Annotated in this window: 18 protein-coding genes and 2 pseudogenes; 15 read left to right on the forward strand and 5 right to left on the reverse strand. The window is 58.6% G+C overall.

Annotated features, from left to right (window positions below; genetic code table 11):
* The first annotated feature begins 13 nt into the window (after positions 1 to 13).
* Positions 14 to 1,906 (forward strand): ABC transporter ATP-binding protein, encoded by a 1,893-nt coding sequence (locus NKJ89_RS07460; protein ID WP_352601216.1) that lies wholly within the window; start codon positions 14 to 16, stop codon positions 1,904 to 1,906.
* Between the two features lie 601 nt (positions 1,907 to 2,507).
* Here the strand turns inward: NKJ89_RS07460 and NKJ89_RS07465 are convergent.
* The 3 genes from NKJ89_RS07465 to nifA all read right to left on the reverse strand — a co-directional run bounded on the left by NKJ89_RS07465 (position 2,508) and on the right by nifA (position 6,779).
* On the reverse strand, positions 2,508 to 3,548 hold the full coding sequence (locus NKJ89_RS07465) for an LLM class flavin-dependent oxidoreductase (RefSeq protein ID WP_352550134.1): 1,041 nt from the start codon (positions 3,546 to 3,548) through the stop codon (positions 2,508 to 2,510).
* A gap of 89 nt (positions 3,549 to 3,637) precedes the next feature.
* Positions 3,638 to 4,777, reverse strand: coding sequence for a histidinol-phosphate transaminase (gene hisC, locus NKJ89_RS07470; RefSeq protein ID WP_352550135.1), 1,140 nt, complete (start codon positions 4,775 to 4,777; stop codon positions 3,638 to 3,640).
* A 235-nt stretch (positions 4,778 to 5,012) separates the two neighbouring features.
* On the reverse strand, positions 5,013 to 6,779 hold the full coding sequence (gene nifA, locus NKJ89_RS07475; protein ID WP_352601219.1) for a nif-specific transcriptional activator NifA: 1,767 nt from the start codon (positions 6,777 to 6,779) through the stop codon (positions 5,013 to 5,015).
* A 1,155-nt stretch (positions 6,780 to 7,934) separates the two neighbouring features.
* Here nifA and NKJ89_RS07480 point away from each other — a divergent pair.
* Positions 7,935 to 9,263, forward strand: coding sequence for a dicarboxylate/amino acid:cation symporter (locus NKJ89_RS07480; protein ID WP_352550137.1), 1,329 nt, complete (start codon positions 7,935 to 7,937; stop codon positions 9,261 to 9,263).
* 303 nt (positions 9,264 to 9,566) lie between these two features.
* Positions 9,567 to 10,598: a LacI family DNA-binding transcriptional regulator gene (locus NKJ89_RS07485; protein WP_352601221.1), complete on the forward strand. Its 1,032-nt coding sequence runs from the start codon at positions 9,567 to 9,569 to the stop codon at positions 10,596 to 10,598.
* A 738-nt stretch (positions 10,599 to 11,336) separates the two neighbouring features.
* Here the strand turns inward: NKJ89_RS07485 and NKJ89_RS07490 are convergent.
* Entirely contained in the window at positions 11,337 to 12,362 is a 1,026-nt protein-coding gene (locus NKJ89_RS07490) for a LysR family transcriptional regulator (RefSeq protein WP_352601223.1), read from the reverse strand.
* Positions 12,363 to 12,599: 237 nt separating this feature from the next.
* Between NKJ89_RS07490 and NKJ89_RS07495 the strand changes: the two genes are divergently transcribed.
* The 12 genes and pseudogenes from NKJ89_RS07495 to NKJ89_RS07550 all read left to right on the forward strand — a co-directional run bounded on the left by NKJ89_RS07495 (position 12,600) and on the right by NKJ89_RS07550 (position 23,617).
* A complete protein-coding gene (locus tag NKJ89_RS07495; protein ID WP_023694280.1) occupies positions 12,600 to 13,193 on the forward strand; it encodes a NodA family N-acyltransferase in 594 nt (197 codons plus the stop codon).
* Positions 13,190 to 13,849 (forward strand): chitooligosaccharide deacetylase NodB, encoded by a 660-nt coding sequence (nodB, locus tag NKJ89_RS07500; protein ID WP_352550140.1) that lies wholly within the window; start codon positions 13,190 to 13,192, stop codon positions 13,847 to 13,849. Before NKJ89_RS07495 ends, nodB begins: the two co-directional genes overlap by 4 nt.
* Positions 13,850 to 13,863: 14 nt before the next feature.
* The gene (nodC, locus tag NKJ89_RS07505) at positions 13,864 to 15,222 is read left to right on the forward strand and encodes a chitooligosaccharide synthase NodC (protein ID WP_023806352.1); all 1,359 of its coding nucleotides are present in this window, start codon (positions 13,864 to 13,866) and stop codon (positions 15,220 to 15,222) included.
* A 14-nt stretch (positions 15,223 to 15,236) separates the two neighbouring features.
* The gene (gene nodS, locus NKJ89_RS07510) at positions 15,237 to 15,866 is read left to right on the forward strand and encodes a nodulation methyltransferase NodS (RefSeq protein ID WP_352596284.1); all 630 of its coding nucleotides are present in this window, start codon (positions 15,237 to 15,239) and stop codon (positions 15,864 to 15,866) included.
* A gap of 35 nt (positions 15,867 to 15,901) precedes the next feature.
* Positions 15,902 to 16,135 (forward strand): annotated as a pseudogene (locus tag NKJ89_RS07515) (carbamoyltransferase N-terminal domain-containing protein); the annotation flags it as partial.
* Positions 16,136 to 16,189: 54 nt separating this feature from the next.
* Positions 16,190 to 17,101: a nodulation factor ABC transporter ATP-binding protein NodI gene (gene nodI, locus NKJ89_RS07520; protein WP_023706355.1), complete on the forward strand. Its 912-nt coding sequence runs from the start codon at positions 16,190 to 16,192 to the stop codon at positions 17,099 to 17,101.
* Between the two features lie 3 nt (positions 17,102 to 17,104).
* Entirely contained in the window at positions 17,105 to 17,893 is a 789-nt protein-coding gene (locus NKJ89_RS07525) for an ABC transporter permease (RefSeq protein ID WP_023687364.1), read from the forward strand.
* 64 nt (positions 17,894 to 17,957) lie between these two features.
* Entirely contained in the window at positions 17,958 to 18,908 is a 951-nt protein-coding gene (locus NKJ89_RS07530; protein WP_352601225.1) for a LysR family transcriptional regulator, read from the forward strand.
* Positions 18,909 to 18,940: 32 nt separating this feature from the next.
* Positions 18,941 to 19,204 (forward strand): annotated as a pseudogene (locus NKJ89_RS07535) (helix-turn-helix domain-containing protein); the annotation flags it as partial.
* 161 nt (positions 19,205 to 19,365) lie between these two features.
* Positions 19,366 to 20,157 (forward strand): calcium-binding protein, encoded by a 792-nt coding sequence (locus tag NKJ89_RS07540; protein ID WP_352601227.1) that lies wholly within the window; start codon positions 19,366 to 19,368, stop codon positions 20,155 to 20,157.
* Positions 20,158 to 20,568: 411 nt separating this feature from the next.
* On the forward strand, positions 20,569 to 22,329 hold the full coding sequence (locus NKJ89_RS07545; protein WP_352601229.1) for a type I secretion system permease/ATPase: 1,761 nt from the start codon (positions 20,569 to 20,571) through the stop codon (positions 22,327 to 22,329).
* A complete protein-coding gene (locus NKJ89_RS07550; protein WP_352601231.1) occupies positions 22,304 to 23,617 on the forward strand; it encodes an HlyD family type I secretion periplasmic adaptor subunit in 1,314 nt (437 codons plus the stop codon). Before NKJ89_RS07545 ends, NKJ89_RS07550 begins: the two co-directional genes overlap by 26 nt.
* 291 nt (positions 23,618 to 23,908) lie before the next feature.
* Here NKJ89_RS07550 and NKJ89_RS07555 read toward each other — a convergent pair whose 3' ends face one another.
* A complete protein-coding gene (locus NKJ89_RS07555) occupies positions 23,909 to 24,139 on the reverse strand; it encodes a hypothetical protein (RefSeq protein ID WP_352601233.1) in 231 nt (76 codons plus the stop codon).
* Positions 24,140 to 24,492: the final 353 nt, after the last annotated feature.

Raw genomic sequence — 24,492 nt, forward strand, 5'->3', positions numbered from 1 at the left:
GGGGCGCCCGCTGATGGACCAAGGCCCCGGCGAACTCGAAGCCGAACGTGACGACGGCAGACGCCCTCCGCGCGCGGTCGTCGGCTCGCACCGGATCGAGGAGGAGATGTTCGGCCGGGCTTTCGACAAGAGCATCCTCCGCCGGATCTGGGGCTTCGTCCATCCCTATCGGGCAAAGGTAGTTGTCACGATTGTCGCGATGCTGATCTTCACCGGGACGCAGCTTCTCATCCCCTTGATCATCCGCTACGCGATCGACAACGGCATGAACCCGGCAGGGAGCGATCGCTCAGCCCAGCTTGCGGCCGTCGGCGCGTTCCTTTCGGCGATTTTGGTCAATTTCGCCGCCGGTTACATGCAGGAAACCTTGGATGGGAAAATTGCCGAAACTGTTCTGTTCGACATCCGCCGCGCCATGTTTGGCCATCTGCAAAAGGTTTCGCTCTCTTTCATGGACAAGACTGAGGTCGGACGCCTGATGTCGCGCCTGCAAGGCGACGTTAACTCCATACAGGAGTTCCTGGAAACCTCGGTATATTCCCTAGGCGATGTTGCACTTCTCTTCGGCATCGTATTCGTAATGCTGTGGCTCGACTTTCGCCTCGGCCTCCTGACGCTGTCGGTTCTGCCGATCCTGGTGATCGTCCGCATTGTCTGGCTGCCGCGCGCCCGCGACGCCTTCATGGCTGCACACGAAACCAATTCCGTCGTCAATGGCGCGCTGGCCGAAGCCATTCACGGCGTGCGGACCATACAGTCGATGGATCGCCAGCAGGTGAATTTCATTCTTTTTGACGACCGGGCCCATGCCAACCTCAGGACCCAATTGATCGCTGCCAGATATGCACTGGTCATGGTGCCTATCGTCGATGGCCTCACCGGCCTCGCCTTGGCCGCCGTTATTGTGGTCGGCGGCTCGATGGTCGTGAATAGCCGTGTAGATGTGGGCGTGTTGGTAGCCTACCTGTTTTACATCCAGCGCTTCTTTGACCCGATCCGCTCACTCACCCTGCAATATTCGATCATGCAGCGCGCCATGGCCTCAGGCAAGCGCCTGACCGATGTGCTCGACGTCAAGATCGATGTTCAGGACAAACCCAATGCCGAGGTGCTTTCGCCCGAAATGGACGGCTCGGTCGAGTTTAGGGACGTCACCTTCGGCTACGATCCGGACCGTTCGGTTCTGAAAAATGTCTCCTTCAGGGTCAACCCCGGCGAGACGGTCGCACTGGTCGGACCGAGCGGTTCTGGCAAATCGAGTGCGATGGCCCTGATCCACCGCTTCTATGATGTTCAGCAGGGTCAGGTGCTGGTCGGCGGGCATGATGTGCGCGACCTCACCCAGGAATCGCTCGGCCGCCAGGTCGCCATGGTGCTGCAGGAGCCATTCCTGTTCACCGGGACGGTCTTCGAGAACATTCGATACCAGAAGACGGAAGCCACGCGCGACAAGGTGGTCGAGGCGGCGAAGGCGGTCGGCGCGCATGACTTCATCATGAGCCTCGCCGATGGGTATGAGACCCAACTTGGCGAACGCGGCGACAACTTATCTCTCGGCCAGCGCCAGCTTATCAGTTTCGCCCGCGCCCTCGTCGCTGACGCCAAGATCCTCGTGCTCGACGAAGCGACCGCCAACATCGACAGCTACACGGAATTGCAGATTCAGAAGGCTCTGATCAAGCTGCTTGAAGGGCGGACTGGCCTCGTCATCGCCCACCGTCTCGCCACGATCCGTGGGGCCGACCGCATCATCGTGCTTCAGAATGGCCAAGTTGTTGCGACTGGCAACCACGATGAGCTAATAGCTATGGGCGGCCTGTATTCCAAACTCTACTATCTCAACCACGCCTCCTTCGACGACATTCCCGAACACGAGACCACCGCCCAAGCTGGCTCCCAGACCTGAGTTTTTGGCGGCCTTGTGGTAGTGGCGTTGACTTTCGGGCGTGTCGACGGACCACTCAGGCACCGCAGAGGGCCAGCAGGCAGCATTCAAGGACAAGCACTCCTCGCAGTTCGTGAAGACCGGCTGCGAACGATTTCCTCCAGCATCGTATCCCGACCGCGGTGCACCCCCATCATCGGGCGATCTCGCTTCCGTTGGTGGCTGCGCGCAGCAAAGCCGCTCGCGAGCGCGCCCTCAACAGCGCCGTAGCGAGTGGCGGCTTTGCTACCGCCGGGCCGCTGATGAAGCTGGATTAATGGGCGCCGCACCGACGCCGCCCCGGGCGAGAAGAACCTCCTGCGGCTGGCTATGGGCAACGACTAGCGCCAGCGCGACGAGCAGACGCGTGCCGGCATCGTGACGCGCTCGGCTACCCTCTCCTTAGGATCGTGCATGTTCACACGATGGTCCGCCAGCCAACGCACAAAGCTGGTATTCTGTGCCGCCTGCTCGTCGTCAGTTTGGCCTCCTCCCGATTGCCCGCCCCACCACGTGCACGCTCGATCACGTGAGTGTGAGGAGCGCTGCACAAGGATTTAACCTCAGACCGCGAATTTCATGGTCAGCCAAGTCGAGCCATGATTTCGGATTGAATGGTCTTCGCGGTGTAAAGGGAAGCATCTAGCGGCAGATTTCCAAATGCCATTTGACAAAGCAGGTAGTTGGCACCTGCCTCTTCCAACTGATATAGCAGAGCTTTTCGCACAGACTCTGCTGATCCTACCACGCACAATTCACTCTCGACTGCCGCATCGAAGGTCAGCGGCAAGTTTGGTGGAGTGGGGATAGCGTTAAGCTCGTAAAGGAATTGGAAGCTCTTGAGCCAGCGTGCGTAAGCAGGTGCCGCGAGCGAATAGGCATGTGTGTCACAACGCCCAATCACGACCATGCGGAGCAATCCGACAAATCTCCCTTGATCCCCCCCGCCTGCGTTGTCCTCTCGATAGGCGCGGAACGCATCAGTAGTTTTGCGAACAGAAGAGGAAGGTCCTACACACGCGATATTTGTTCCATTCGCAGCGGCCCAAGCTGCGGACTCGGGTCGATTGGCAGCGACCCATGTGGGCGGATGTGGACGCTGATGAGGTCTTAGCGTCAAAGGAACGTCATTGAGATCAAAATGGCGGCCTTGATAGCATAGCGTGCCGACCTCCCTCGAATTAGCAAGTATTTGCATAAGAATTTCGCTGGCTTCGGCATAACGGCCCGGCACCGCGTCCGCACCAATCCCGAAGTAGCCCAATTCGGTCGGGAGAGCACCGCGCCCTATGCCCAGTTCGAGCCTGCCACCGCTCAACTGGTCCAGCATACAGATCTCTTCGAACGCACGCAGCGGATGATAAAGCGCAAGCAGCATCACCAAGGGTCCGAGACGCAAGCGCCGGGTGCGCTGGGCGACGCTCGATAAGAACAGATTCGGCGATGGACCTCTCCCATGGGGAGTACAGTGGTGTTCTGCGAGATGATAGGCATAGAACCCTAGCTGATCGCACGCCTCTGCTAATATCAGGCGATCTTCGTATTGCCGACCGATGTCGCGGCCATCCTCGTCCAGATGATCGAAGATGCCGAACGCTAGGTTTGAAGGAAAGACGTTTGTCACTCGATAAGTCCCCGATTTTAAAAGCAGGCTGTTCTCTTGCTGGGATGACCAAGCAAGTCGGAAGAGATGTGTGTGATCGCCGATTAGCGTCAGCGTAACGAAGAAGCAGAGCCTGACGCTTCCCTGCCCTTGGAGCTTGGCACCGTTAAGCTTCCAGCAATGTCGCCAGCGGCAGCAAGAAATTCATCCATCTGCTCTTTTGTGCCGATGCTGACGCGGATACAGTGTTCCAAGCCTTTGTCCGGAAAAAACGCGACAAGTATCTTTTGCCTCTCCAATGCGGCTTGCCACCATGAGCCGTCCTGTCCCGCGGGCACACGGGCCAGCAAGAAATTTGCGCGGGAGGGTGTTACGGAAAATCCGAGTTGCGATAGTGCAAGTGTCACTCGCTCTCGTTCATCCTTGATGTGCTTGTGGTTGTCTGCGTAGGCGCCGCGATGCGCAAGCACGCTGATACCAACGGCATGCCCGACCACGTTCATGTTGAAGACGTTCTGGATGTTTCGCAGCCTTCCAATAATTTCAGGGTGACCGAAACCGAAACCGACGCGAATGCCGGCGGCGGCATAGCTTTTCGAGAATGACCTCAAGATCAGAAGGTTCGAATACCGGTTGATGAGGCGCAGTCCGTGATCGGGTGCAAAGTCGACGTAGGCCTCATCAAGCACAATCAAGCGGTCCGATTGTGCTACGAGGCGTTCGATATCGCTTATCGGGAGGAATGTTCCGGTCGGATTGTTTGGATTGGCCAACATAATAAACTTGGCGTCTTTTGCCGGACCGGAAAGCAATTGCTCCATTGGCAGGGAATGAGCTTGACATCCGATTTCGAGGAACTCAGCGCCCTGAAGCATGGCAAGTTTGCGGTTGAACGAAAACCCTGGCGACATCATCGCAGCCTTGTCGCCGGGTGCGAGGAAAGCTCTGTAGATCAGTCCGAGCAGTTCAGACGACCCGTTGCCAGCGATGACCTGATCCCTGGAAACGCCATAGGTGCTGGACGCTGCTTCCCTCAATCTGAAGTTATCGTCATCCGGATATAGATACTGGCGCTTGAGGGCCGCCACTGCACTTTGCATTATGATTGGCGGCAGCGGAAACGGGTTCTCATTCGTATTCAACTTGATAAAATTTGCGTCCGGCGCTGGTCCGTTGGACGGAAGAGCATCCAACTGTCGTGTCACTTGCGAAAGAGCCGAAAGCACAGTTTGCAGTTTTGCATCGGACATATTTAACTCCGTTTCAGTCACACAGGGGGCATCCGTATGAGCTCGCAACGAGAGCAACATGGCGGACGGGATTGACGATGGCAGGGTTGCCTTTCACACAATGGTCGCAGCGCCGGCTGACATGGGAATTCAGCCAGGCTGTCCTCGGTCGAATCGAGTTGACGCGGACGCGGATCTGCATCGCTGCGCGGCGCCAGGGCGCTAAGCGGCTCAGCTCATGCCCAGGGTCATGCTTTCAAAGACGCTTGATCTCGACGCCGTATTTCCTCAGCACGTAGCCAATCTGGCGCGGGGTCAGCCCAAGCAAGCGCGCTGCCTTTGCCTGCACCCAGCCACATCTTTCCATGGCAGCAATGACGCGCTCTATATCGGGCGCCCTCGCGCCAATTGGGTGGGTTGCGCCGGCAAGCGGGACTGTAGTCGCGGCCGAACTGGCGGCCTCGTCCGGGGGCGTGGCCAAATTCGCTGACTCCGGCAGGATCGGCGGTAGTTGCAGCGCGGCCTTGCCCGATCTGCACTTCCACAGCGCCTCGGCAAAGCATTGGCCTTGGGAGCAGGCAAAGTCGTTTCTCCCGATTGACAGTCCCTCGGCCAGGATCGCTGTCCGGTGCACGCAATTTTCAAGCTCGCGAATGTTGCCGGGAAACTCACATTTCATCAGCACTTCAATCGCACGCGGATCGAAGGTGAGCGTACAGCCGTTCTCGTCGTTGAACTTCTTGAGAAACTCAGCTGCGAGGAGCGGAATATCGCTGCGCCTTTGGCGCAATGCTGGTACCAGCAAGGGAACCACGTTGATGCGGTAGTATAGGTCGGCGCGGAACTCATTCCTTGCAACCGCCTCTTCCAGGTTCCTGTTCGTGGCGGCAATCACGCGAACATCGACCTTGATGGTCTGATTGCTGCCGACACGCTCAAACTCCTGCTCCTGCAGCACGCGCAGTAGCTTTGCCTGGAACGAGGCCGAGATCTCGCCAATCTCATCCAGAAACAACGTCCCCTTGTCAGCGAGCTCAAAGCGCCCCTTGCGGGAATTGAATGCGCTTGTGAAGGCACCCTTCTCATGACCGAACAATTCGGATTCCAGGACTGTCTCTGGGAGCGCTGCACAATTGAGTTTAACGAAGGGCCGCTTGGCGCGCGGCGACAACTCGTGAATTGCCTTGGCAGCCAGCTCCTTCCCGGTACCGGACTCACCTCGCAGCAGAACTGTGGTTTTTGCCTTGGCTACGACCGCGATCTTGTCCAGCAGGGCGCTTATCGCCGGACTGTCACCAATCATCCCCTCGACGTGAACCTTTTTGCGCCGGGGTGCAGGGTGCTTAACATCAGAAAATTTCGGTTGCAGCCGATGTTCCAGCTCCGGCGTTCGCTCGCGGTCGGCCGCGGAGAAGCGATGCAACTTGACTGTCTGTCCCACCATGTTGGCAATCATGGTAAGCAGCCGGACATCATCGTCGAGCCGATAGCTTGACCTGCTTTCCAAAACCCGGTCCAAAGTCAGCGCGCCTATGGCGTTCCCATCAACGCGAATGGGAACGCCGATGAACGACACGGTGTCGGAGGCCCCAAGCACCTCGATATCAGCGGCAGTGAAGGTCGGATGCATCGCTATGTCCTCGGCGACGAGCGGCGTGTCGGTCGTCACAATCTGATCGATGGCGTTGCGCGGCAGGCGCGACCGGGAGGGCTCATTGCCGTTCGTGCCGCAGCCGCTGGCCACTGTGATGTCCAGTCCGCCCTCGGCATCGCAGAGAGCGATGATGCCGTGCCGCATCTGCACGAACGAGTGCAGGAGATCGACTACCTTGGCCAACTTGAGTTCGAGCCGGGCGGCATCGGCGAGTACTTTCGATATTTCGAAGATGCCGGTTAGCGCGCGCTCGTGCAATGCCACATTCGCAGGATTCGTGTCGGACTTTGGACAACCCTTTATCGCATTCGGCAGCGATATGCCGCACTCGCGGGCATTCTGTTCTGACTTGCTAATGTTGTGGTGCATGTGATCCTCGATCTCGCGCCATCAAATCTAGGCTGGCGGCATGTGCGGCCGCGACGTCGCGGGCACGCGCGAAAATGCTCCGACGTGAACTCGTGCCGCCGCCGTGTGGTCGAGTGCAAAGCGGGTCTAGCCCTGACGCATCGCTTGGCTACTCCCTCTACGAAGCTTGGCCATGTTATTGGCTTGCCCCCGGGCAAACACACGTTGTTTTCAAAAGACTGGAGCGAGGCGGCATAGTCAATCGAGCTTTCTTTCATCTGTGAAAGGAAACCTCGCGGCCTATGATAGGATTCATCAGTTCTATCTTTGCGTTGAAGCAGAAATACCTGGGCCGGCCATGCGTTGCCCGAGCGGCTGACCGCGCGGAGTGTAAATGCGGGGCCGTGCCATTCACCAGCGCCCGCGAAGGAGGGGCGGGAGCGATAATAACCGCCAACGGCACTGGTCGGTTGCAGTAACCGCCATCTTTCTCGAGTTGACCAGGCGGCAGCGATGTCGCGTGTGAAGGCGCGAAGCTGGCGTCGAGTACGACTTCGTAGGCGGTGCTCGCAACTTCTGAATCGCATCGTCGTGGTCAGCACCATCACCAGCCTGGGGCCGAAATCGGCACACTCAATGAGCGTATCGAAAAGTCTGAACAGATTACGATGCGACCGCTTGGAAACGGCTGCCCCTGCTGCGGGCGTTGATTTGCAAAATGGGTCCAAAGGGCCGTCTGAATTTATTCTGTGCATTGCAGTGGCTGCATGGTCGCTGTCTAGAAACGAGCGCTTCCGAACAGGGGTAAGTTAGCCTGTCATCTGGACGGCCTTGAACAGGCGACCTATTGGTACGCGCTGGCGCCAACGATAGGGCCTGGTCCAAAGCCGGCTAACGATGAACCCACCACGCTCTGTGCAACAAAACCGCAAGCCAGAGGGACCGACCGGCAGCACTCTGCCAGAGACCATCAAGGGCGTGCCGGACCGCGGCCTATCCCGCTGGTCTGACACCGCATTCCTCCATTATTGGCGAGCCCACGTCAGTTCAGGTCATGCGGATTCATCTGGCATGGGTATTGCGGCGGCGTTGGTGCAGCGTTCGACCGGAGCGCCGCGATAGGGAGAAGCCCGGGAGAAGTCACGCCACCTCGATCCGGTCAGGGAGAGAGAAACAGTGTCAGCTGCACAAGTCCGCGGCGCGAGTCCCGCGCCCCGCAAACCCTTCTACACCAAGCTCTACGCCCAGGTGCTTGCCGCCATCGCGCTCGGCGTCGCAATTGGCTATTTTTATCCGGAGACCGGCGAGAGCCTGAAGCCGCTGGGTGATGCCTTCATCAAGCTGGTCAAGATGATCATCGCGCCTGTCATCTTCCTGACAATTGCCACCGGCATCGCCGGCATGAACGATCTTCATAAGGTCGGCCGGGTCGCCGGTAAAGCAATGGTCTATTTCCTCACCTTCTCGACGCTCGCGCTGATCGTCGGCCTCATCGTCGCCAATGTCGTCCAGCCTGGCGCCGGCCTCAACATCGATCCGGCCTCGCTCGATGTCCAGGCCGTGAATACCTATGCCGCAAAAGCCAGCGAGCAGTCGGTCACCGGCTTCCTGATGAACATCATCCCGCCAACGATCGTCGGTGCCTTCGCGGAAGGCGACATCCTGCAGGTGCTGTTCTTCTCGGTTCTGTTCGGCATGGCGCTTGCGATGGCCGGAGAGCCGGGCAAGCCTGTCGTTTGCTTCCTCCAGGCGCTCATTGTGCCTGTCTTCAAGCTCGTCGGAATTCTGATGAAGGCCGCGCCGATCGGCGCTTTTGGCGCCATGGCCTTCACCATCGGCAGATATGGCATCGGTTCGGTAGTCAACCTCGCGATGCTGGTCGCGACGTTCTATTTCACCGCCTTCCTCTTCGTGTTCGGGGTTCTCGGCGCAGTCTGCCGCTACAACGGCTTTTCGATTTGTTCTCTCATTCGTTACATCAAGGAAGAGCTGCTGCTTGTCCTCGCAACGTCCTCCTCGGAGGCGGCGCTCCCGTCGCTGATGGAGAAAATGGAGAAGGCGGGCGCCAGGCGTTCGGTTGTGGGTCTCGTCATCCCGGCCGGATATTCGTTCAATCTGGACGGCACGAATATCTACATGACGCTAGCGGCTCTCTTCATCGCACAGGCGACGAACACGGATCTGTCCATCGGCGATCAGGTGCTGCTGCTGCTCGTAGCAATGCTTTCCTCCAAGGGCGCTGCAGGTGTGACAGGTGCGGGCTTCATCACCCTGGCGGCTACGCTCGCGGTAGTTCCGAGTGTTCCCGTTGCTGGGATGGCACTGATACTCGGCATCGACCGATTCATGTCCGAATGCCGGGCGCTGACGAATTGCGTCGGCAACGCAGTGGCATCCCTCGTCGTCGCACGCTGGGAAGGAGAGTTGGACCGAGCACAGATGAAAGCTGCCTTCAGCGGTCATCAGCTTACCGAGGCATCAAACCGGCTACCCTCCTGCAAGTAAGGTGGGCGGCCCACGACCTGTCAAGTCGCTTAGCAGGTCACATAACTGAACGACCGACCCGCAGCCTCTAAACGGCTCCTCACGGACCATGTATCAGAGGCGCTAAATGTGTGAGTGCAAACCGTCACCGCCCTTTAAGCGAATGAGCCTTTCAGTATACCCGGCCGGTTTACGTCTGCAATGATGTTCGTCCAACACGCTGTGCCCATTCCTATGGGGACGTCTTCACTTTGCCACCCGAAACCGAAACGCGTTAGGCGACAGAGAGCCGGCCCGCGTCAAAAACCGATCAGAATAGGACCTATGACCAAGCGCCCCACAATTGCCGATCTCGCCCGCGAAGCCCGAGTCAGCGTAGCAACGATCGATCGGGTTCTGAACGCCCGCCATCCGGTGCGCGAGGAGACCGCGCGGCGGGTCCACGACGCCGCCCACACGATCGGCTATCATGCTGCCGGGCTAATCAAGCAGCGCTTGCGGCGAGACCTACCGCACTACCGTCTGGGCTTCATCTTGAGAAAACCGGCCCAGCATTTCTACCAAGATTTTGCGCGCGAGGTCGAAGCATCGGTCAATTTGGCCCAGTCCTTCCACGGCATTCCGCTCGTCGAATTCGCCCCGTCACATATGCCGAGCGACCTGATCGCGCCGCTCAAGGAGTTGGGCGCACGCTGCCATGCAATCGCGATGGTGGCACCGGACCACCCGAAAATCACAGCAGCGGTTGAGGACCTCAAGGCCAAGGGCATTCCGGTTTTCTCGCTGCTTTCCGACTTCGCCGCCGGCGTGCGACAGGGGTATATCGGCCTCAACAACCGCAAGGTGGGGCGCACGGCCGCTTGGATGGTGTCCAAGGTCGCAAAACGGCCCGGCAAAGTGGCGGTGTTTGTCGGCAGCCATCGTTTCCAGGGTCACGAGCTCCGTGACGTCGGCTTTCGCTCCTATTGCCGTGAGAACGCGCCCACGTTCGAGGTGCTGGATCCGGTCATGAACCTCGAGAAACGGCAGATCACCTACGAGGCAACGCTTGATCTCATGCAGCGGGAGCCCGAGCTCGTCGGCTTCTATGTCGCCGGCGGCGGCATGGAGGGCGCCATCTCCGCGCTCCGAGAAGAGGGCAAAAGTCGGGATCTCGTCGCGATCGTGAATGAAATCACACCTGAGTCTCGGGCAGCGCTCGCAGATAACATCGTCACGATGGCGGTCGCCACGCCAATGCGCCGGCTTTGCCAGGAGCTGATAACGCTGATGACACGGGCTATCGAGACCGGCACCGCTGAAACACCTGGACAGACATTTCTGCCGTTCGACATCCATCTGCCGGAAAATATATGAAGGACTCTATCCTAAGCGGGGAGTTTCCTTTCATAACGAGAGAAAGTTGAATGATGATCCCTCCACACGGGTGGGCGCACCCACGGGCTTTAGCCGCGGCCCAGGACGAAGAGCCAAATTGGGTACGGCCGCGCCTTAAGGCGGAAGCGCGAGGTAGATTGCCTGGATCCGCAGCGTCAACCTCCACCGGCTTCACTTGCCAACATGCCCGACGTTCTCGTGCAGGGGGTGTGGTCAATGATCTCCCACAGCAATAGCAGAGCGAGGCCAGCACAGTCCATTTGGGATCGACCTCGTCGACCGCCATCTCCTCGCCTGGCTGCACGTGAAAAGCCGCGGCACAGCTGGCAAGGTAGGAATTTAGCCGGGGCTAACCATCTTCTGGGACTTCGCACGCAAATCGAGGCGCCAGTCAATTCAGTAGCAGCCCGGGCGTGTGTTCTGCTCGTTCCGGCCCTCGCACTTAGCAGGAACTGCGCCGCTCTGCCGGGCCAAAGGCCCGACGCCCGAAGGCCAACCGCTCCTACGCGATCGCGTCCGCCTCCAGAAGCCGCCATCGAAAAGAATGCTCGCGTCGTCACCACCACCTACGGCAAAAGCGGCAATCAAGGCAGCTGACCTCACTGTGCCACACATCCTCGACGAGCAACTCGCCTGAGATCAGCCCCAGAACGTAGGTAACACGCGTCGCGCCGGCGCTTGTCGAACATGCTGATCAGCCTGTCTTACAGGCGGCGATTAGGTGGGGCTCAACATCTTCCGGGACTTCGCACGCGAAATCGAGGTGGCAGTCGGTACCAACAACCGAAAGGTCGGATCGGCGTGCCCGAGACGCTCAATTATTTCAGGCAAAGGCGCCAGGCGAGATGCCTCCTGCAACATCATTTCCCGCATCCACATGCTTGCCGGATCACTATTGTGAAGCTCAGGCCATTGGACGGCTTCCGTGAATGCAGCAGGAGGAAGTGGCGGCGGAAGTTGGACAATCCGCAGGGGTGTTGCTTTTGCGAAATGCTGCGCCAGCCGTACGGGCATGGTCCCGATGCGGTTGGTGCCTGACAGGACGGGCGGGATCAGGCTAAAGCCCTGTACGACAACTTCGATACGTCTCTCGAAACCGTGCTCGAGCAAATACCATTCCTCCATGGTGGGCTGCCGGGTGTGCCTGAATTTGAGCACAACATGTCCCATGCACAAGTATCGCTCGAATGTAAGTGGCTCCGACAGCTGCTTGTTCGTGCCGCAGCCTACGCCTACGAGCTTATCTTCGAACAGGGCTGCGCGAGGATGTTTCGACATGAACACTTCCGGCATGATCAGAAAATCAACGTCGCCGCGCCGGAGAAGCTCCTCGGGGTCGTCGCAAATAGGCAGACATTCAAAGCGAACGGCGGGAGCTTCCTGCGCAGCGCGCTCTACTATCTTCCTAAAAAATACGAGCGTGATGTAATCGGAAAGCATGATTCGGAAGAGACGATCCGATTGGGCCGGGTTGAAGGCGTCGGGGGAAATAATCGATAGCTGGATGTGCAGCAATGCGTCCCGGACTGCTGGGGCGAGCCCGTCGGCGCGCGGCGTCAAAATGAGCTCGCGGCCATTCATCGTAAATAGCTCATCGTTAAAATAGGCGCGTAGCCGAGCAACGGCGGCGCTCATGGCCGGCTGGCTCAGGTTGATACTGCGAGCCGCGGCAGTGACTTTACGCTCCCTCATCAGAGCGTCCAGCACAACGAGGAGATTTAGATCCAGCCCTTTAAAACGCATGTCATGTTCTATCCAACGTGTGGATGCGTATCATTCAAACAATCAATTTTACGAATTTACGAGCCATGCATTAGAGGAACGGAAAGTGAGCGACGTCAAGCTCAAATCGACGACACGGGCCGGAACTCGAGAGAGCGTCTGGCTCACCTTCGCCAACGACAACGGCTGAGTGCAGCCACCAACGCCGCTTTGGTCGAGTAATGCGGCCGCAAAAACCAATATGAAGAGAGGTCCTGAATGCGCCATCAGGTGCAGTGGAAGTTGTGCTGGGAAAACGAGTTGCAGCTCTCCGATCACGTTAAGCTCGCCGAGTTCTTTCGTGATACGTACGGGCCGACTGGGGCGTCCAACGCAGAACCGTTCGAAGGTAGTCGAAGCTGGGCCGGAGCCAGGCCTGAACTCCGCGTAATCGCCTATGATTCAAGCGGTGTAGCGGCTCACATGGGCATACTGCGCCGTTTCATCAAGGTCGACGCGGTCGACCTGTTGGTGGCTGAGCTGGGCCTGTACGGGGTACGTCCGGACCTTGAGGGTCTGGGAATCGCCCATTCAATCCATGTCATGCTTCCAATACTGCAGGAGCTTGGCGTTCCATTCGCTTTCGGAACGGTCAGGGACGCGCTGCGGAATCATGTTGAGAGGTTCGGACGGCGATACAGCCCTATGGCCGTTTTGTCGGGAATTCGCGTGCGCTCCACCCGACCAGAGGCCCGCCTCGACTTGCCGCCCACACGCATCGATGACGCACTCACCATTGTTCTGCCAGTTGGACGGCCGATCAGCGAATGGCCCACGGGCACGATGATAGATCGGAACGGACCAGAGCTATGAGCCGGTCCGATTGCTTGTACGAAGTGCGCCGTGAGTGCTCTGACGGCACCGGCCGTCGAAGCGTTTATCTGACGTTTGACGACGGTCCCAATCCACTTTTCACACCGGAGATTCTCGACGTGCTGGCAGAGCAGCGGGTGCCGGCGACTTTCTTCGTCATCGGCGCCTACGCCTTAGAGCACCCAGATCTAATCCACCGGATGATCGCAGAAGGGCACGAGGTAGGCAACCACACGATGTCTCATCCGGACCTGTACCAATGCGGTTTCGGCGAAGTGCAACGTGAGGTCTTTGAAGCGAACGACGCCATCATGAGAGCGTGCCCGCAGGCCTCGGTCCGCTTTGTTCGCGCGCCCTACGGCGCCTGGAGCGAAGAAGTCTGCACAGCATCACAGATCGCCGGGCTGGCGGCCCTTCATTGGTCCGTCGACCCTCGAGATTGGTCTCGCCCTGGAGTCGAGGCGATTATTGATAGAGTGCTCGCCTCTGTCCGGCCGGGCGCAATTGTACTCTTGCACGACGGATGCCCTCCCGGCGAGTTGAGCCAGGGCGCTCACGCCGGCATGCGCGACCAGACGGTCACGGCGCTGTCCCGGCTGATTCCAGCACTGCGTGAGCGCGGATTTGTAATCCGCTCACTTCCTCAACATCACTGAACAAACGAGATCCCATGACACTTCTTGGTACAACCAGCACTGTGGCCATTTCGCTTTATGCACTGCTCTCGACTGCCTATAAGAGCATGCAAGGGCTTTATGCTATGCCGACAAAGGATTCGTCGGCGTTGGAGGTTCTCGTCGGCTCCGACAAACTGCCCAGCGTGGATGTCATCGTCCCCTGCTTCAACGAGGATCCGCGCACGCTTTCAGAGTGCCTGGCTTCCATTGCCGACCAAGAATACGCCGGAAGACTTCGGGTCTATTTGGTTGATGACGGTTCTGGAAATCGCGAAGCCTTAGGAACTGTCCACGAAGACTACGCGCGCGACCCTAGGTTCGACATCATTTTGCTTCCCGAGAATGTTGGAAAGCGCAAGGCGCAGATCGCCGCGATACGCCGCTCATCAGGGGATCTGGTGCTTAACGTTGATTCAGACACGGTACTCGCGCCCGACGTCATTTCCAAGCTTGTACCGAAGATGCGAGATTCAGCGGTCGGCGCAGTCATGGGTCAGTTGACGGCCAGTAACCGAACCGAGAGCTGGCTGACCAGGCTGATAGACATGGAGTACTGGCTGGCTTGCAACGAGGAGCGCGCGGCACAGGCTCGCTTCGGTGCCGTTATGTGCTGTTGCGGCCCATGTGCCATGTACCGCCGGTCTGCGCTCCTTTTGTTGCTGGACCAGTACGAGTCGCAATTTTTTCGGGGCAAGCCAAGCGACTTCGGTGAGGATCGCCATCTCACTATCCTGATGCTGAAAGCAGGCTTTCGAACCGAATACGTTCCGAGCGCCATCGCGGCCACAGTCGTTCCGAACAGACTCGGACCGTATCTGCGCCAACAACTCCGTTGGGCACGAAGCACATTCCGGGACACGCTGCTTGGGCTGCGCTTGCTGCCTAGCCTAAATAGCTATCTCACGTTGGACGTGGTCGGACAGAATCTCGGCGCGCTACTCCTCGCCCTATCGGTATTAACGGGCCTCGCACATTTCGCACTGACAGGCACTGTGCCTTGGTGGACAGGACTGATGATTGTGTCCATGACCATGCTCCGATGCAGCGTGGTGGCATTTCGTGCTCGACAATTTCGATTTCTTGGCTTTTCGCTGCACACGTTCATCAACGTCTTTCTCTTGCTTCCGTTGAAGGCCTACGCGCTGTGTACCTTGAGCAATAGCGATTGGCTGTCGCGAAGCTCTGCTGTCGCTACATCGAACACTGGGGGAAAACAGGCCCCCACCCAAACTCCGATCACTGGTTCCAGCAGGGCAGAATTCTCGCCCCATTCGGCTCCGCTTCGCAGGCTCAATCTTGCGCGGGATTCTTCGGAATTAGTCCTGTCGGACAACATTTGCGGCGACGAGTGATCGCTAATTACCTAATGGACGAGAGGTGCACGAGTTTGACCCAGAACGCGAATCATCAGTTGCTTGATCGGGAATTGGCCGCAGACGATCCGTGGCGCCTCGACGGCAATCCGTTCGAGCGGAAGCGCCACACGCAAATGCTCCAGCTGGCGCTTGCCCAAGGCTCCATTACAAATGCCCTCGAAGTCGGGTGCGCTGCCGGCGCATTCACGGAAAAACTAGCCCCCTACTGCCAAGGGCTCACCGTCATCGATGTCGTGGCGCAAGCGATTGCTCGAGCACGTCAACGGATAAAGGAGCCGTCGCGCATCAACTGGATAGTCTCCGATGTTCAACAGTTTTCGACCGACGAGTTGTTTGACCTGATCGTTGTGGCGGAGGTCCTCTACTACCTCGGAGACATAGCCGAGATGCGCGCGGCCGTCAAAAACCTGGTGCGGGTGCTTGCGCCAGGCGGGCATCTGATCTTCGGATCGGCAAGGGATGCTAATTGCCGTCGCTGGGGTCACGCCGCTGGTGCTGAGCCGGTCATCGCCATGCTGAACGAAACGTTGATCGAGGTAGAGCGTCTTGAGTGTCGGGGCGAGTCGGTCAACGAAGACTGCTTGCTCGTCCGTTTCCGGAACCCGATTTCCGCTTCCTGATGAATCGAATCTATCGCCGTTAACGTGGAGACACTATGCGCATCTGTGGTACCAAGCTGACCCATGATGGGGCGATCGCCCTGGTCGAGGATGGACGGCTCGTCTTCTGCGTTGACCAGGAAAAGCGGCACAACGATCCGCGTTACCAATCCATCGATAATCTCGACGCAATTGTTGCCGCTTTAGCGGAGCAGCGGCTAGATCCTTGTGATGTCGATCAGTTCGTTATCGACGGCGGGGATGGCGAAGACGAGTCACAGTTTCAGGTCGGCAGGCAACCAAGCAACCGCCAGTTTTGTCGTCCCTCTCGGTAAAATGAACCCATGTCCATGGTAGCGATCGACCTTACTGACGTAAGCAAAACTTATGACAAGCTCGTTGTCGACAGGCTGTCGTTCCGCGTTGCGGCGGGGGAATGCTTCGGGCTCTTGGGACCGAACGGCGCGGGCAAAAGCACGATTGCGCGTATGGTCCTCGGCATGACATCGCCTGATGCGGGGAAGATTACTGTGCTCGGCGCTCCAGTGCCGGCGCGCGCGCGTTTGGCACGTATGCGCATCGGCGTGGTCCCGCAGTTCGACAATCTTGATGCCGCGTTCACTGTACGCGAGAACCTGTTGGTGTTCGGGCGCTACTTCCGGATGAGCAGACGCCAGATCGATGCGGTCATACCATCGCTGCTTGAGTTCGCCCGCCTCGAGAACAAAGCGGATGCGCGCGTCGCCGAACTGTCCGGCGGCATGAAGCGGCGCCTGACGCTCGCGCGTGCGCTGATCAATGACCCGCACTTGCTGGTGATGGACGAGCCGACCACCGGCCTCGATCCGCAGGCCCGCCACCTGATCTGGGATCGGCTGCGATCGCTGCTGGCGCGGGGCAAGACTATTCTTTTGACTACCCATTTCATGGAAGAGGCCGAGCGGCTGTGCGATCGGCTGTGCGTTATGGAGGAGGGGCGCAAGATCGCCGAAGGTCGCCCGTCCGAACTCATTGACGAGCAGATCGGCTGTGACGTGGTCGAGGTCTACGGCGGCAATCCGCATGAACTGGGCGCGCTGATCCGGCCGTACGCACAGCGCATCGAGGTGAGCGGTGAGACGCTTTTTTGCTATGCACCCGATCCGGAGCAGGTGCTGGCGCAGCTACGCGGGCGCACGGGTCTACGCCTTCTGCAGCGTCCCCCCAATCTCGAGGATGTGTTTTTGCGGTTAACCGGGCGCGAGATGGAGGACTGAACAATGGGCGAACGTTATGCGGCGGGCATGCCCGCCAATGCGTGGAATTGGGTCGCGGTTTGGCGCCGCAACTATCTTGGATGGAAGAAAATCGGGCTTGCATCGGTTCTGGGCAACCTCGCCGATCCGATGATCTATCTGTTCGGTCTCGGCTTTGGCATCGGAACAATGATAGGTCCTGTTGAGGGCACTTCGTACATTGCGTTTCTTGCGGCTGGCATGGTTGCCACAAGCGTGATGGCATCGGCGACCGCTGAAACGGTCTACGGGAGTTTCGGCCGCATGGGCGACCAGCGCACCTGGGAAGGAATGCTATGCACTCAGCTGACGCTCGGCGATATCTTACTCGGCGAATTGGCGTGGGCAGCCACGAAGGCCCTCATGGCGGGCACAGCAATCACTATTGTTGCCACCACGCTCGGATACGCATCGTGGCCATCCATCCTCTGCTTGCTGCCAGTCATCGCTCTCAATGGCCTCGCCTTCGCGAGTCTAGCGATGGTCGTCACGGCGCTTGCGCCCAGCTATGAATATTTCATATTTTATAATACGCTTGTTATTACACCCATGCTGTTCCTTTGCGGCGCGATGTTTCCGGTCAACCAATTGCCCGGCGCTTTTCAGTATGCTGCCTCCTTATTGCCGCTCGCACATGCAATCGACCTCATTCGTCCAGCGATGCTTGGCCGTCCGATTGACAAAATGGGCCTGCATATCGGCGCGCTTTGCATATACACGGTTTTGCCCTTCTTCTTTTCGATTGCTCTTTTTCGTCGAAGGCTGATGCGTTGACGCTACTCACCATTCGAATTGAATGTTTGGGCGCAACCCATTCACACGCCGCCTAGATTAAGACATGCGTTTTAAAGGACTCGATCTGAACCTCCTCGTTGTGTTGGACGCTCTGGTCAGGGAACGTAAAGTCACCGCGGCGGCCCGCAGTATCAACCTGAGCCAGCCGGCAATGAGCGCCGCCGTTGCTCGGTTACGCGCCTATTTCAGCGATGAGCTATTTACGATGAGCGGCCGCGAGCTCATTTTGACACCGCGCGCTGAGGGGCTCGCCCCAGCAGTCAGGGAGGCATTGCTGCACATCCAGCTATCGATTATTTCCTGGGACGCCTTCAACCCAGCTCAATCGGATCGTCGCTTCCGGATCATCCTTTCCGATTACATCACGCTCGTATTTTTTAAGAAGATCGTAGAACGTGCTGCGCGGGAAGCTCCCGCCGTCCGCTTTGAATGTCTCCCTATTTCCGACGACCCCGAGGAGCTTCTCCGGCGCGGCGACGTTGATTTTCTAATTATGCCGGAAGTATTCATGTCGAAACATCCTCGCGCAGCCCTGTTCGAAGATAAGCTCGTATGCGTAGGCTGCCGCACGAACAAGCTGCTGTCAGAGCCACTTACATTGGAGCGATACTTATCGATGGGGCAGGTTGTCCTAAAATTCGGGGACACCCGGCAGCTCTCCGTCGAGGAATGGTATCTGCTTGAGCACGGTTTCGAGAGACGTATCGAAGTTGTCGTACACGGCTTTAGCCTGATCCCGCCCGTTGTATCCGGCACCAGCCGCATCGGGACCATGCCCTTACGGCTGGCGCAGCATTTCGCAAAAACAACGCCCCTGCGGATTGTCCAACTTCCGCCGCCACTTCCTCCCGCATTCACGGAGGCCATCCAATGGCCTGCGCTCCACAATAGTGATCCGGCAAGCTTGTGGATGCGTGAAATGATGTTGCAGGAGGGATCTCGTATGATTCCTCTGCCTGAAGAGCACCGGACGTCTCAGTTGTCCGCAAATTGAGAAACTGCCCCCCCTCGACTATGAGAGGAGGCATGGATGGCGATTGGAATTGGGAGATTCCTGCATTGTCGAGAACGATGTGGAGAGAGCTGATGCTTCAGCCTGAAGAGGTAGCAGCGATGCTGCGGCTGCATGATCTTGGCTGGTGGAGCGAACCGATGGGCGAAGGAATTCGGGTGCGCGCGCAACACGGTGCGTCGGTATCTCCGCGACGGCGGGACCGTTCCGTTTGGTAAACCTGTTCGGCCGACCGTGTTGACGGGCTGGACGATTGGCTGCGGGAGCGCTTGTTCCGGTCCCCCGCCGCCTGCGAGCCCGCAACTGCTCAGCAGAAGGGCGAAGCGAACGAGAGTGCATCCATTTCGTAAATGTGTGCCTATCCAAGCAATCGATTTCTCCAATTGTCCGATGACGAATATGAACGACTTAGGCAGGGGCATCATTAGGAGTATTTTCGATGGCAAACATTATCGAGGGTGGCCCGGGTGCCGAAACACTCATCGGCACCGATCGTGAAGATTGGATGGAGGGTTTCCAGGGCGGTGACTGGATTGACGGTCGTGGCGGCAACGACGAGATCTCGGGTGGCCCGGGCAGTGACCGAGCCATCGGCGGCGAGGGTAACGACCGCATCTTCGGCGGAGATGGCTGGGACGATCTCTCCGGCGACAACGGCCGCTTCAACGCGCGCGTCTCCGGTGAGGACAATGACAGGCTCAGCGGCGGTCCCGGCCAGGATGTCCTCTACGTGGGTGACGGCCAGGACACGTTGACCGGGGGCACCGACAGTGACACGTTCGTGTTCCAGTTCCACAATCCGGTGCCTGGGGTTGTCGGGTCGACATCGGACATTACCACTATCACCGATTTCAACCCGGCGGAGGACAAGTTCGCCTTCGATGCGGTAGGCCTCTACAACGACGGTTTTGGCGCGAACTTCGTCAACAACGCCAGCATACAGTCCGGCTACCCGGTGAGCAGCTTCTACAGTGGTGCGGCCTCGGGTGCGAACGGCGAACACGTCGTGGTGATCACTGGCGAATCTTTCAACTCTGCTAATGAGGCGGCGAGTGCGATCTCCGGCGAGCACGCCGGCGACATCATTGTCTACCAAAGCAGCTACACCGACAAAGTCGCAACTCTGGCCTATGTCACCGCCGACGGCAGCGCGCACGAGTTCGCCCACCTGGGCGGTGTGGTCACCGTGGCCGACCTAGGCCTGACCGCGTCGGACTTCACCTTCGTTTGATCCAGAAACCCATACGGAACCGCGCCCCGCCCCCTGGGCGGGCGCTTTCCCGTTTCCGCTACTTGCCATTGGCAGGGGCGCCCGAGGGGCGCCCGGGAGCAGTCGCAGCGTGGATAGCTTGACCAAGCCCTGCGCGTCGCGCTGGTCGTGCACCGAAATCTCCTGAAGGTGTGGAGGCGGATTCGCCTGTTCGGGCCCTTGCGGCCGACCACGATGAATCCCTTCCAAACCTTCAGCCGGACGGTGTTGTTGACCCGCTCCATTAAATGCCGGGACCCCAAACACATTCGGCGGGAGCACTCCTGAACCAGCGAGCGGATGCAGTCGGTTGCCGGTCGGGGAGCAATATAGGGAGCCGGGTCGCCAGCCTCCGGAGACTTACGTGACAACCATTCCTTAAAGGATTCAGCTTTGAGACCCTTCCCTCTGACTTCCGCGATTTGGGGCATTGTGTTGATCAGCGCCGTGGTCAACGTGCTTGCGCTGATCTCGCCGCTGTTCATGCTTCAGGTCTATGACCGCGTTCTGGCAAGTGGCAGCGTATCCACGCTAGTGGGGCTCGTCGTGCTTGCTGCGGGGCTTTATGCGTTCCAATGCCTGCTCGACATTTTGCGCGCCCGCGTGCTGCTGCGGATTGGCGAGCGTTTCGATGGTCAGTTTTCCGGACGCGTTCACGATGCGATCGTTCGCCTTCCGCTTTCAACGCGCATGCCGGGCGACGGCTTGCAGCCGCTTCGCGATCTCGACAATGTTCGCGGCTTCTTAGGTGGAAACGGTCCGACAGCGTTCTTCGATCTGCCATGGATGCTGTTTTATCTCGGCATTTGCTTCCTCCTTCATTTCTGGATCGGCATGACGGCACTTATCGGGGCGGTCGGTCTCACATCTCTGACACTCCTTGCCAACACTCTCTCGCAAGGGCCGATAAGCGATACCGTTGCCCACAACATGGCACGCAATGGTCTGCTGCAAGCAGCGCGTTGCAATGCCGAGGTCGTGCAAGCTCTCGGTCTTGGAAAGCGGATCGCTGCCCGATGGCAAAAGGCCAATGCCAAGTGTCTGGCCGCCAACCGGAAAGCTGGGGACGTGGCAGGTGGGCTGGGTGCCATTTCAAAGTCGCTGCGCGTGCTGCTGCAATCGGCCATTCTTGCCGTCGGTGCGTACCTTGTGGTCAGGGAAGAGGCTACGGCCGGGGTCATGATTGCCAGTTCGATCATGATGGGGCGTGCGCTGGCTCCGGTCGATCTCGCCATTTCAAGCTGGAAACCCTTCCTCATGGCGCGCCAGGGTTGGGCGCGGCTGGAGGACCTCTTGGAAAAGGTTCCTGAAACCGCTCCTGTCATGCTAATGCCTGCACCTGAACGCGAACTGCGCCTCGAAAGCGTGACAATCGTTCCGCCCGGCGAAAGCAAGCCGACCGTGACCGGCATTGCGTTTGCCATTCAGGCGGGAAGCGCACTCGGGGTCATCGGTCCATCGGGCTCGGGCAAGTCGACACTCTCGCGCGCCATCGTCGGCGCATGGACGCCGGTCGCCGGGAAGGTTCGCATCGACAGCGCAAGCCTCGATCAATGGGACCGGGAAGCACTAGGCCGTCACATCGGCTATCTGCCGCAAGGTGTTGAATTGTTCGATGGCACCATTGCCGAAAACATCGCTCGTTTTGAAGATGATCCTGACCCTGAGGCTATTGTCGCCGCGGCGAAAGCAGCGGGCACGCACGAACTGATCCTCCGATTTGAGCACGGCTACGAAACTGCGATCGGTGAGGCCGGATCGGCACTTTCCGCCGGGCAGCGCCAGCGTATCGGTCTTGCCCGTGCTCTTTATCGAGACCCTTTCCTTGTTGTGCTGGATGAACCCAATGCCAATCTCGATGCGGAAGGCGAGGCTGCGGTCGTTAAGGCGATCGCCTCCGTGCGCGAGCGCAAGGGCATTGCGGTTGTCGTCGCCCATCGGCCGAGCGCCATCCGCGCCGTGGATTTGGTGTTGGTGATGGAAGGTGGACGGCAGCGAGCATTCCGTGCGCGTGATGAAGCGCTTTCCAAGGTCCTGAAGGGGACAGCAATGGCACGAGGCGCTGGCGTGAAGGCCATCGAATCTACACAGGATAACGTGGGAGAGCGCGCTGACATGGAGGATCCCGGTGTCCGGCATTCATCAGAACAATGACGTTTCCAGCTCCATTCGCCGCCACCTGGTGGCGGGCCTTCTGGCGAGCGTAATCTTTGTGGGAGGAGCCGGAGCCTGGGCGGCCTTCACGAATCTCTCCGGTGCGGTTGTCGCGTCCGGACACTTTGTCGTCGATTCCTATGTCAAGAAGGTGCAGCACCCGACCGGCGGGGTTGTGGGAGAAATCCTGGTGCGCGAAGGCGATAAAGTAAAAGCCGGCGACATCCTCATGCGGCTCGATGCCACCCAGACGCGCGCTAATCTCGCCATAGTCACCAAGCGGCTCGATGAGCTCGCCGCCTACCAGGCACGACTCGATGCTGAGCGTGACGATCTCGCGGAGATCGCCTTCCCGGACTGGCTGCTCGCCCGAAGAGATGTTCCGGACGTAGCTTCGGCAATACATAGCGAGACGCTGCTGTTCGAATTCCGCAGACAATCCCGCGACGGAAAGCAGGCGCAACTGGCGGAACACATTACTCAATATCACCACGAGATCGAAGGATTCAAGGCGCAGGAAATTGCCTGTGAAAACAGGATCGAGGTTCTCCAAAAGGAAATTGCTGTTCTGAGTGGGCTGCGCGACCAAGGCATTGTCTCGGACCAACGGTTGAACAGCCTGAAGATCCAGGTTGCCACTTTCGGTGGCGAACGCGGTGAGAAGATCGCAGATCAGGCACAGACAGCAGCCCGCATAGCCGAAACGCGCCTGCAGATCCCGCAGATCGATCAGGATTTCAAGACCGAAGTCGGCCAGGAGCTCAGAGCGGTTCAGGCGCAGGTCGGGGAGTATCGTGAGCGCAAGGTGGCGGCTGAACAGGAACTGCGACGGATCGATATCGTCGCGCCGCAGTCAGGCACCATTCAACAACTCGCAGTTCATACGGTCGGCGGAGTGATCACGCCCGCCGATCCGATCATGCTAATCGTGCCGGAAGGCGACGATCTTGCGCTGGAAGTACGGATCACCCCGAAGGACATCGACCAAATCCAGCTTGGTCACAAGGCCGTGCTGCGGATGTCAGCCTTCAATCTGAGAACCACGCCGGAATTGAACGGATATGTCAGCCGGATCGCAGCCGATCTGGCGACGGACGAAAAAAACGGCATTTCGTATTACCTGGTGCGTCTGTCGGTTCCGCATGCGGAACTGACGAAGCTCAAGGACCTGACGCTCGTGCCCGGCATGCCGGCCGAAGCGATGGTCCAGACGGGCGAGCGCACGGCGCTTTCCTATTTTGTGAAGCCGCTGTCGGACCAAATCAGTCGGGCATTCCGGGAGGAATGAAATAACCCATAGAAATATATTGTTGGTATTTCTGTTCGTTTCTATGAGCGTGGTAAGACCTGAAAGCACAGACATATTTCCTCACTTGCCTGTGGGCACAACTACTTCTTTCTGCGCGAATTCAGCATCTTAACGTGCCCTCAAATGCAGAAATGTCCGCGTTTCATGTTGCAACTGAGTATCCTTGGTTTTAAACGGTTTTTACTGGTGCGCGGCTGGTGAAACGCGACTGAAAAACCCGCCACCAGCAGCAGCGGGCTGTTCGTTTCTCTTCTGCGGAATGAAAGTCAGTCAGTGCCGCGTGGCTGACATCGCCTCGAACATATCCCAAGCCGCATCTCGGTTTCGGTGCTTGCCGGGAATGGGGACCCAGCACTGCTTCGCAAAGATCCGAGCTTCTGGATCCTCGTCAGGATGAGTATCGGTCACAAGCGCCGCCCAGTCCCACTTCCGGGCTTCGCGGCGCATCACGTCGACCACAAACCAGCCGGAAGGCGGTCGATCACGTTCGGTCGTTCGCATGGCAGTTTCCTTCTGAACGAAAGATCATTGCCGTTCACTCAGCGGCCTGAAGTCAACGCCGACAGTCTGCAAGACGAGCAGCGCACGCGTGGCTGGCGAGGGCACCGTTTCCATGTCGGGCTACAACTCTCGGCCATCGTAGCGGGAAATGGTAATGCGCCGCAAGAGTGTTGCAGGGCACGAGGGCTGTTTGGCGGTAGGGGTTGCGCTCGCCAGGGTAGATGTCGCGCATAAGCAGCAGACGTTCGAAGAACAGCCACTCACTGTAGGCTTGCAGCAGTTCCTCCTGGGAGGGCAGAGGCGCCGGTTGCGGCGGGACATGCGCCGCGGCAGCGCCTCTTATGGCCGGAATA

This window comes from Mesorhizobium sp. M0047 (assembly GCF_040323315.1).
GTDB lineage: Bacteria > Pseudomonadota > Alphaproteobacteria > Rhizobiales > Rhizobiaceae > Mesorhizobium.

Excerpts from the sequence above, each read along its gene's own strand:
- NKJ89_RS07460 (WP_352601216.1), top strand. The coding sequence starts at position 14 with ATGGACCAAGGCCCCGGCGAACTCGAAGCCGAACGTGACGACGGCAGA.
- hisC (WP_352550135.1), bottom strand. The coding sequence starts at position 4,777 with ATGTCCGATGCAAAACTGCAAACTGTGCTTTCGGCTCTTTCGCAAGTG.
- nifA (WP_352601219.1), bottom strand. The coding sequence starts at position 6,779 with ATGCACCACAACATTAGCAAGTCAGAACAGAATGCCCGCGAGTGCGGC.
- NKJ89_RS07485 (WP_352601221.1), top strand. The coding sequence starts at position 9,567 with ATGACCAAGCGCCCCACAATTGCCGATCTCGCCCGCGAAGCCCGAGTC.
- NKJ89_RS07490 (WP_352601223.1), bottom strand. The coding sequence starts at position 12,362 with ATGCGTTTTAAAGGGCTGGATCTAAATCTCCTCGTTGTGCTGGACGCT.
- NKJ89_RS07495 (WP_023694280.1), top strand. The coding sequence starts at position 12,600 with ATGCGCCATCAGGTGCAGTGGAAGTTGTGCTGGGAAAACGAGTTGCAG.
- nodB (WP_352550140.1), top strand. The coding sequence starts at position 13,190 with ATGAGCCGGTCCGATTGCTTGTACGAAGTGCGCCGTGAGTGCTCTGAC.
- nodC (WP_023806352.1), top strand. The coding sequence starts at position 13,864 with ATGACACTTCTTGGTACAACCAGCACTGTGGCCATTTCGCTTTATGCA.
- nodS (WP_352596284.1), top strand. The coding sequence starts at position 15,237 with ATGGACGAGAGGTGCACGAGTTTGACCCAGAACGCGAATCATCAGTTG.
- nodI (WP_023706355.1), top strand. The coding sequence starts at position 16,190 with ATGTCCATGGTAGCGATCGACCTTACTGACGTAAGCAAAACTTATGAC.
- NKJ89_RS07525 (WP_023687364.1), top strand. The coding sequence starts at position 17,105 with ATGGGCGAACGTTATGCGGCGGGCATGCCCGCCAATGCGTGGAATTGG.
- NKJ89_RS07530 (WP_352601225.1), top strand. The coding sequence starts at position 17,958 with ATGCGTTTTAAAGGACTCGATCTGAACCTCCTCGTTGTGTTGGACGCT.
- NKJ89_RS07540 (WP_352601227.1), top strand. The coding sequence starts at position 19,366 with ATGGCAAACATTATCGAGGGTGGCCCGGGTGCCGAAACACTCATCGGC.
- NKJ89_RS07555 (WP_352601233.1), bottom strand. The coding sequence starts at position 24,139 with ATGCGAACGACCGAACGTGATCGACCGCCTTCCGGCTGGTTTGTGGTC.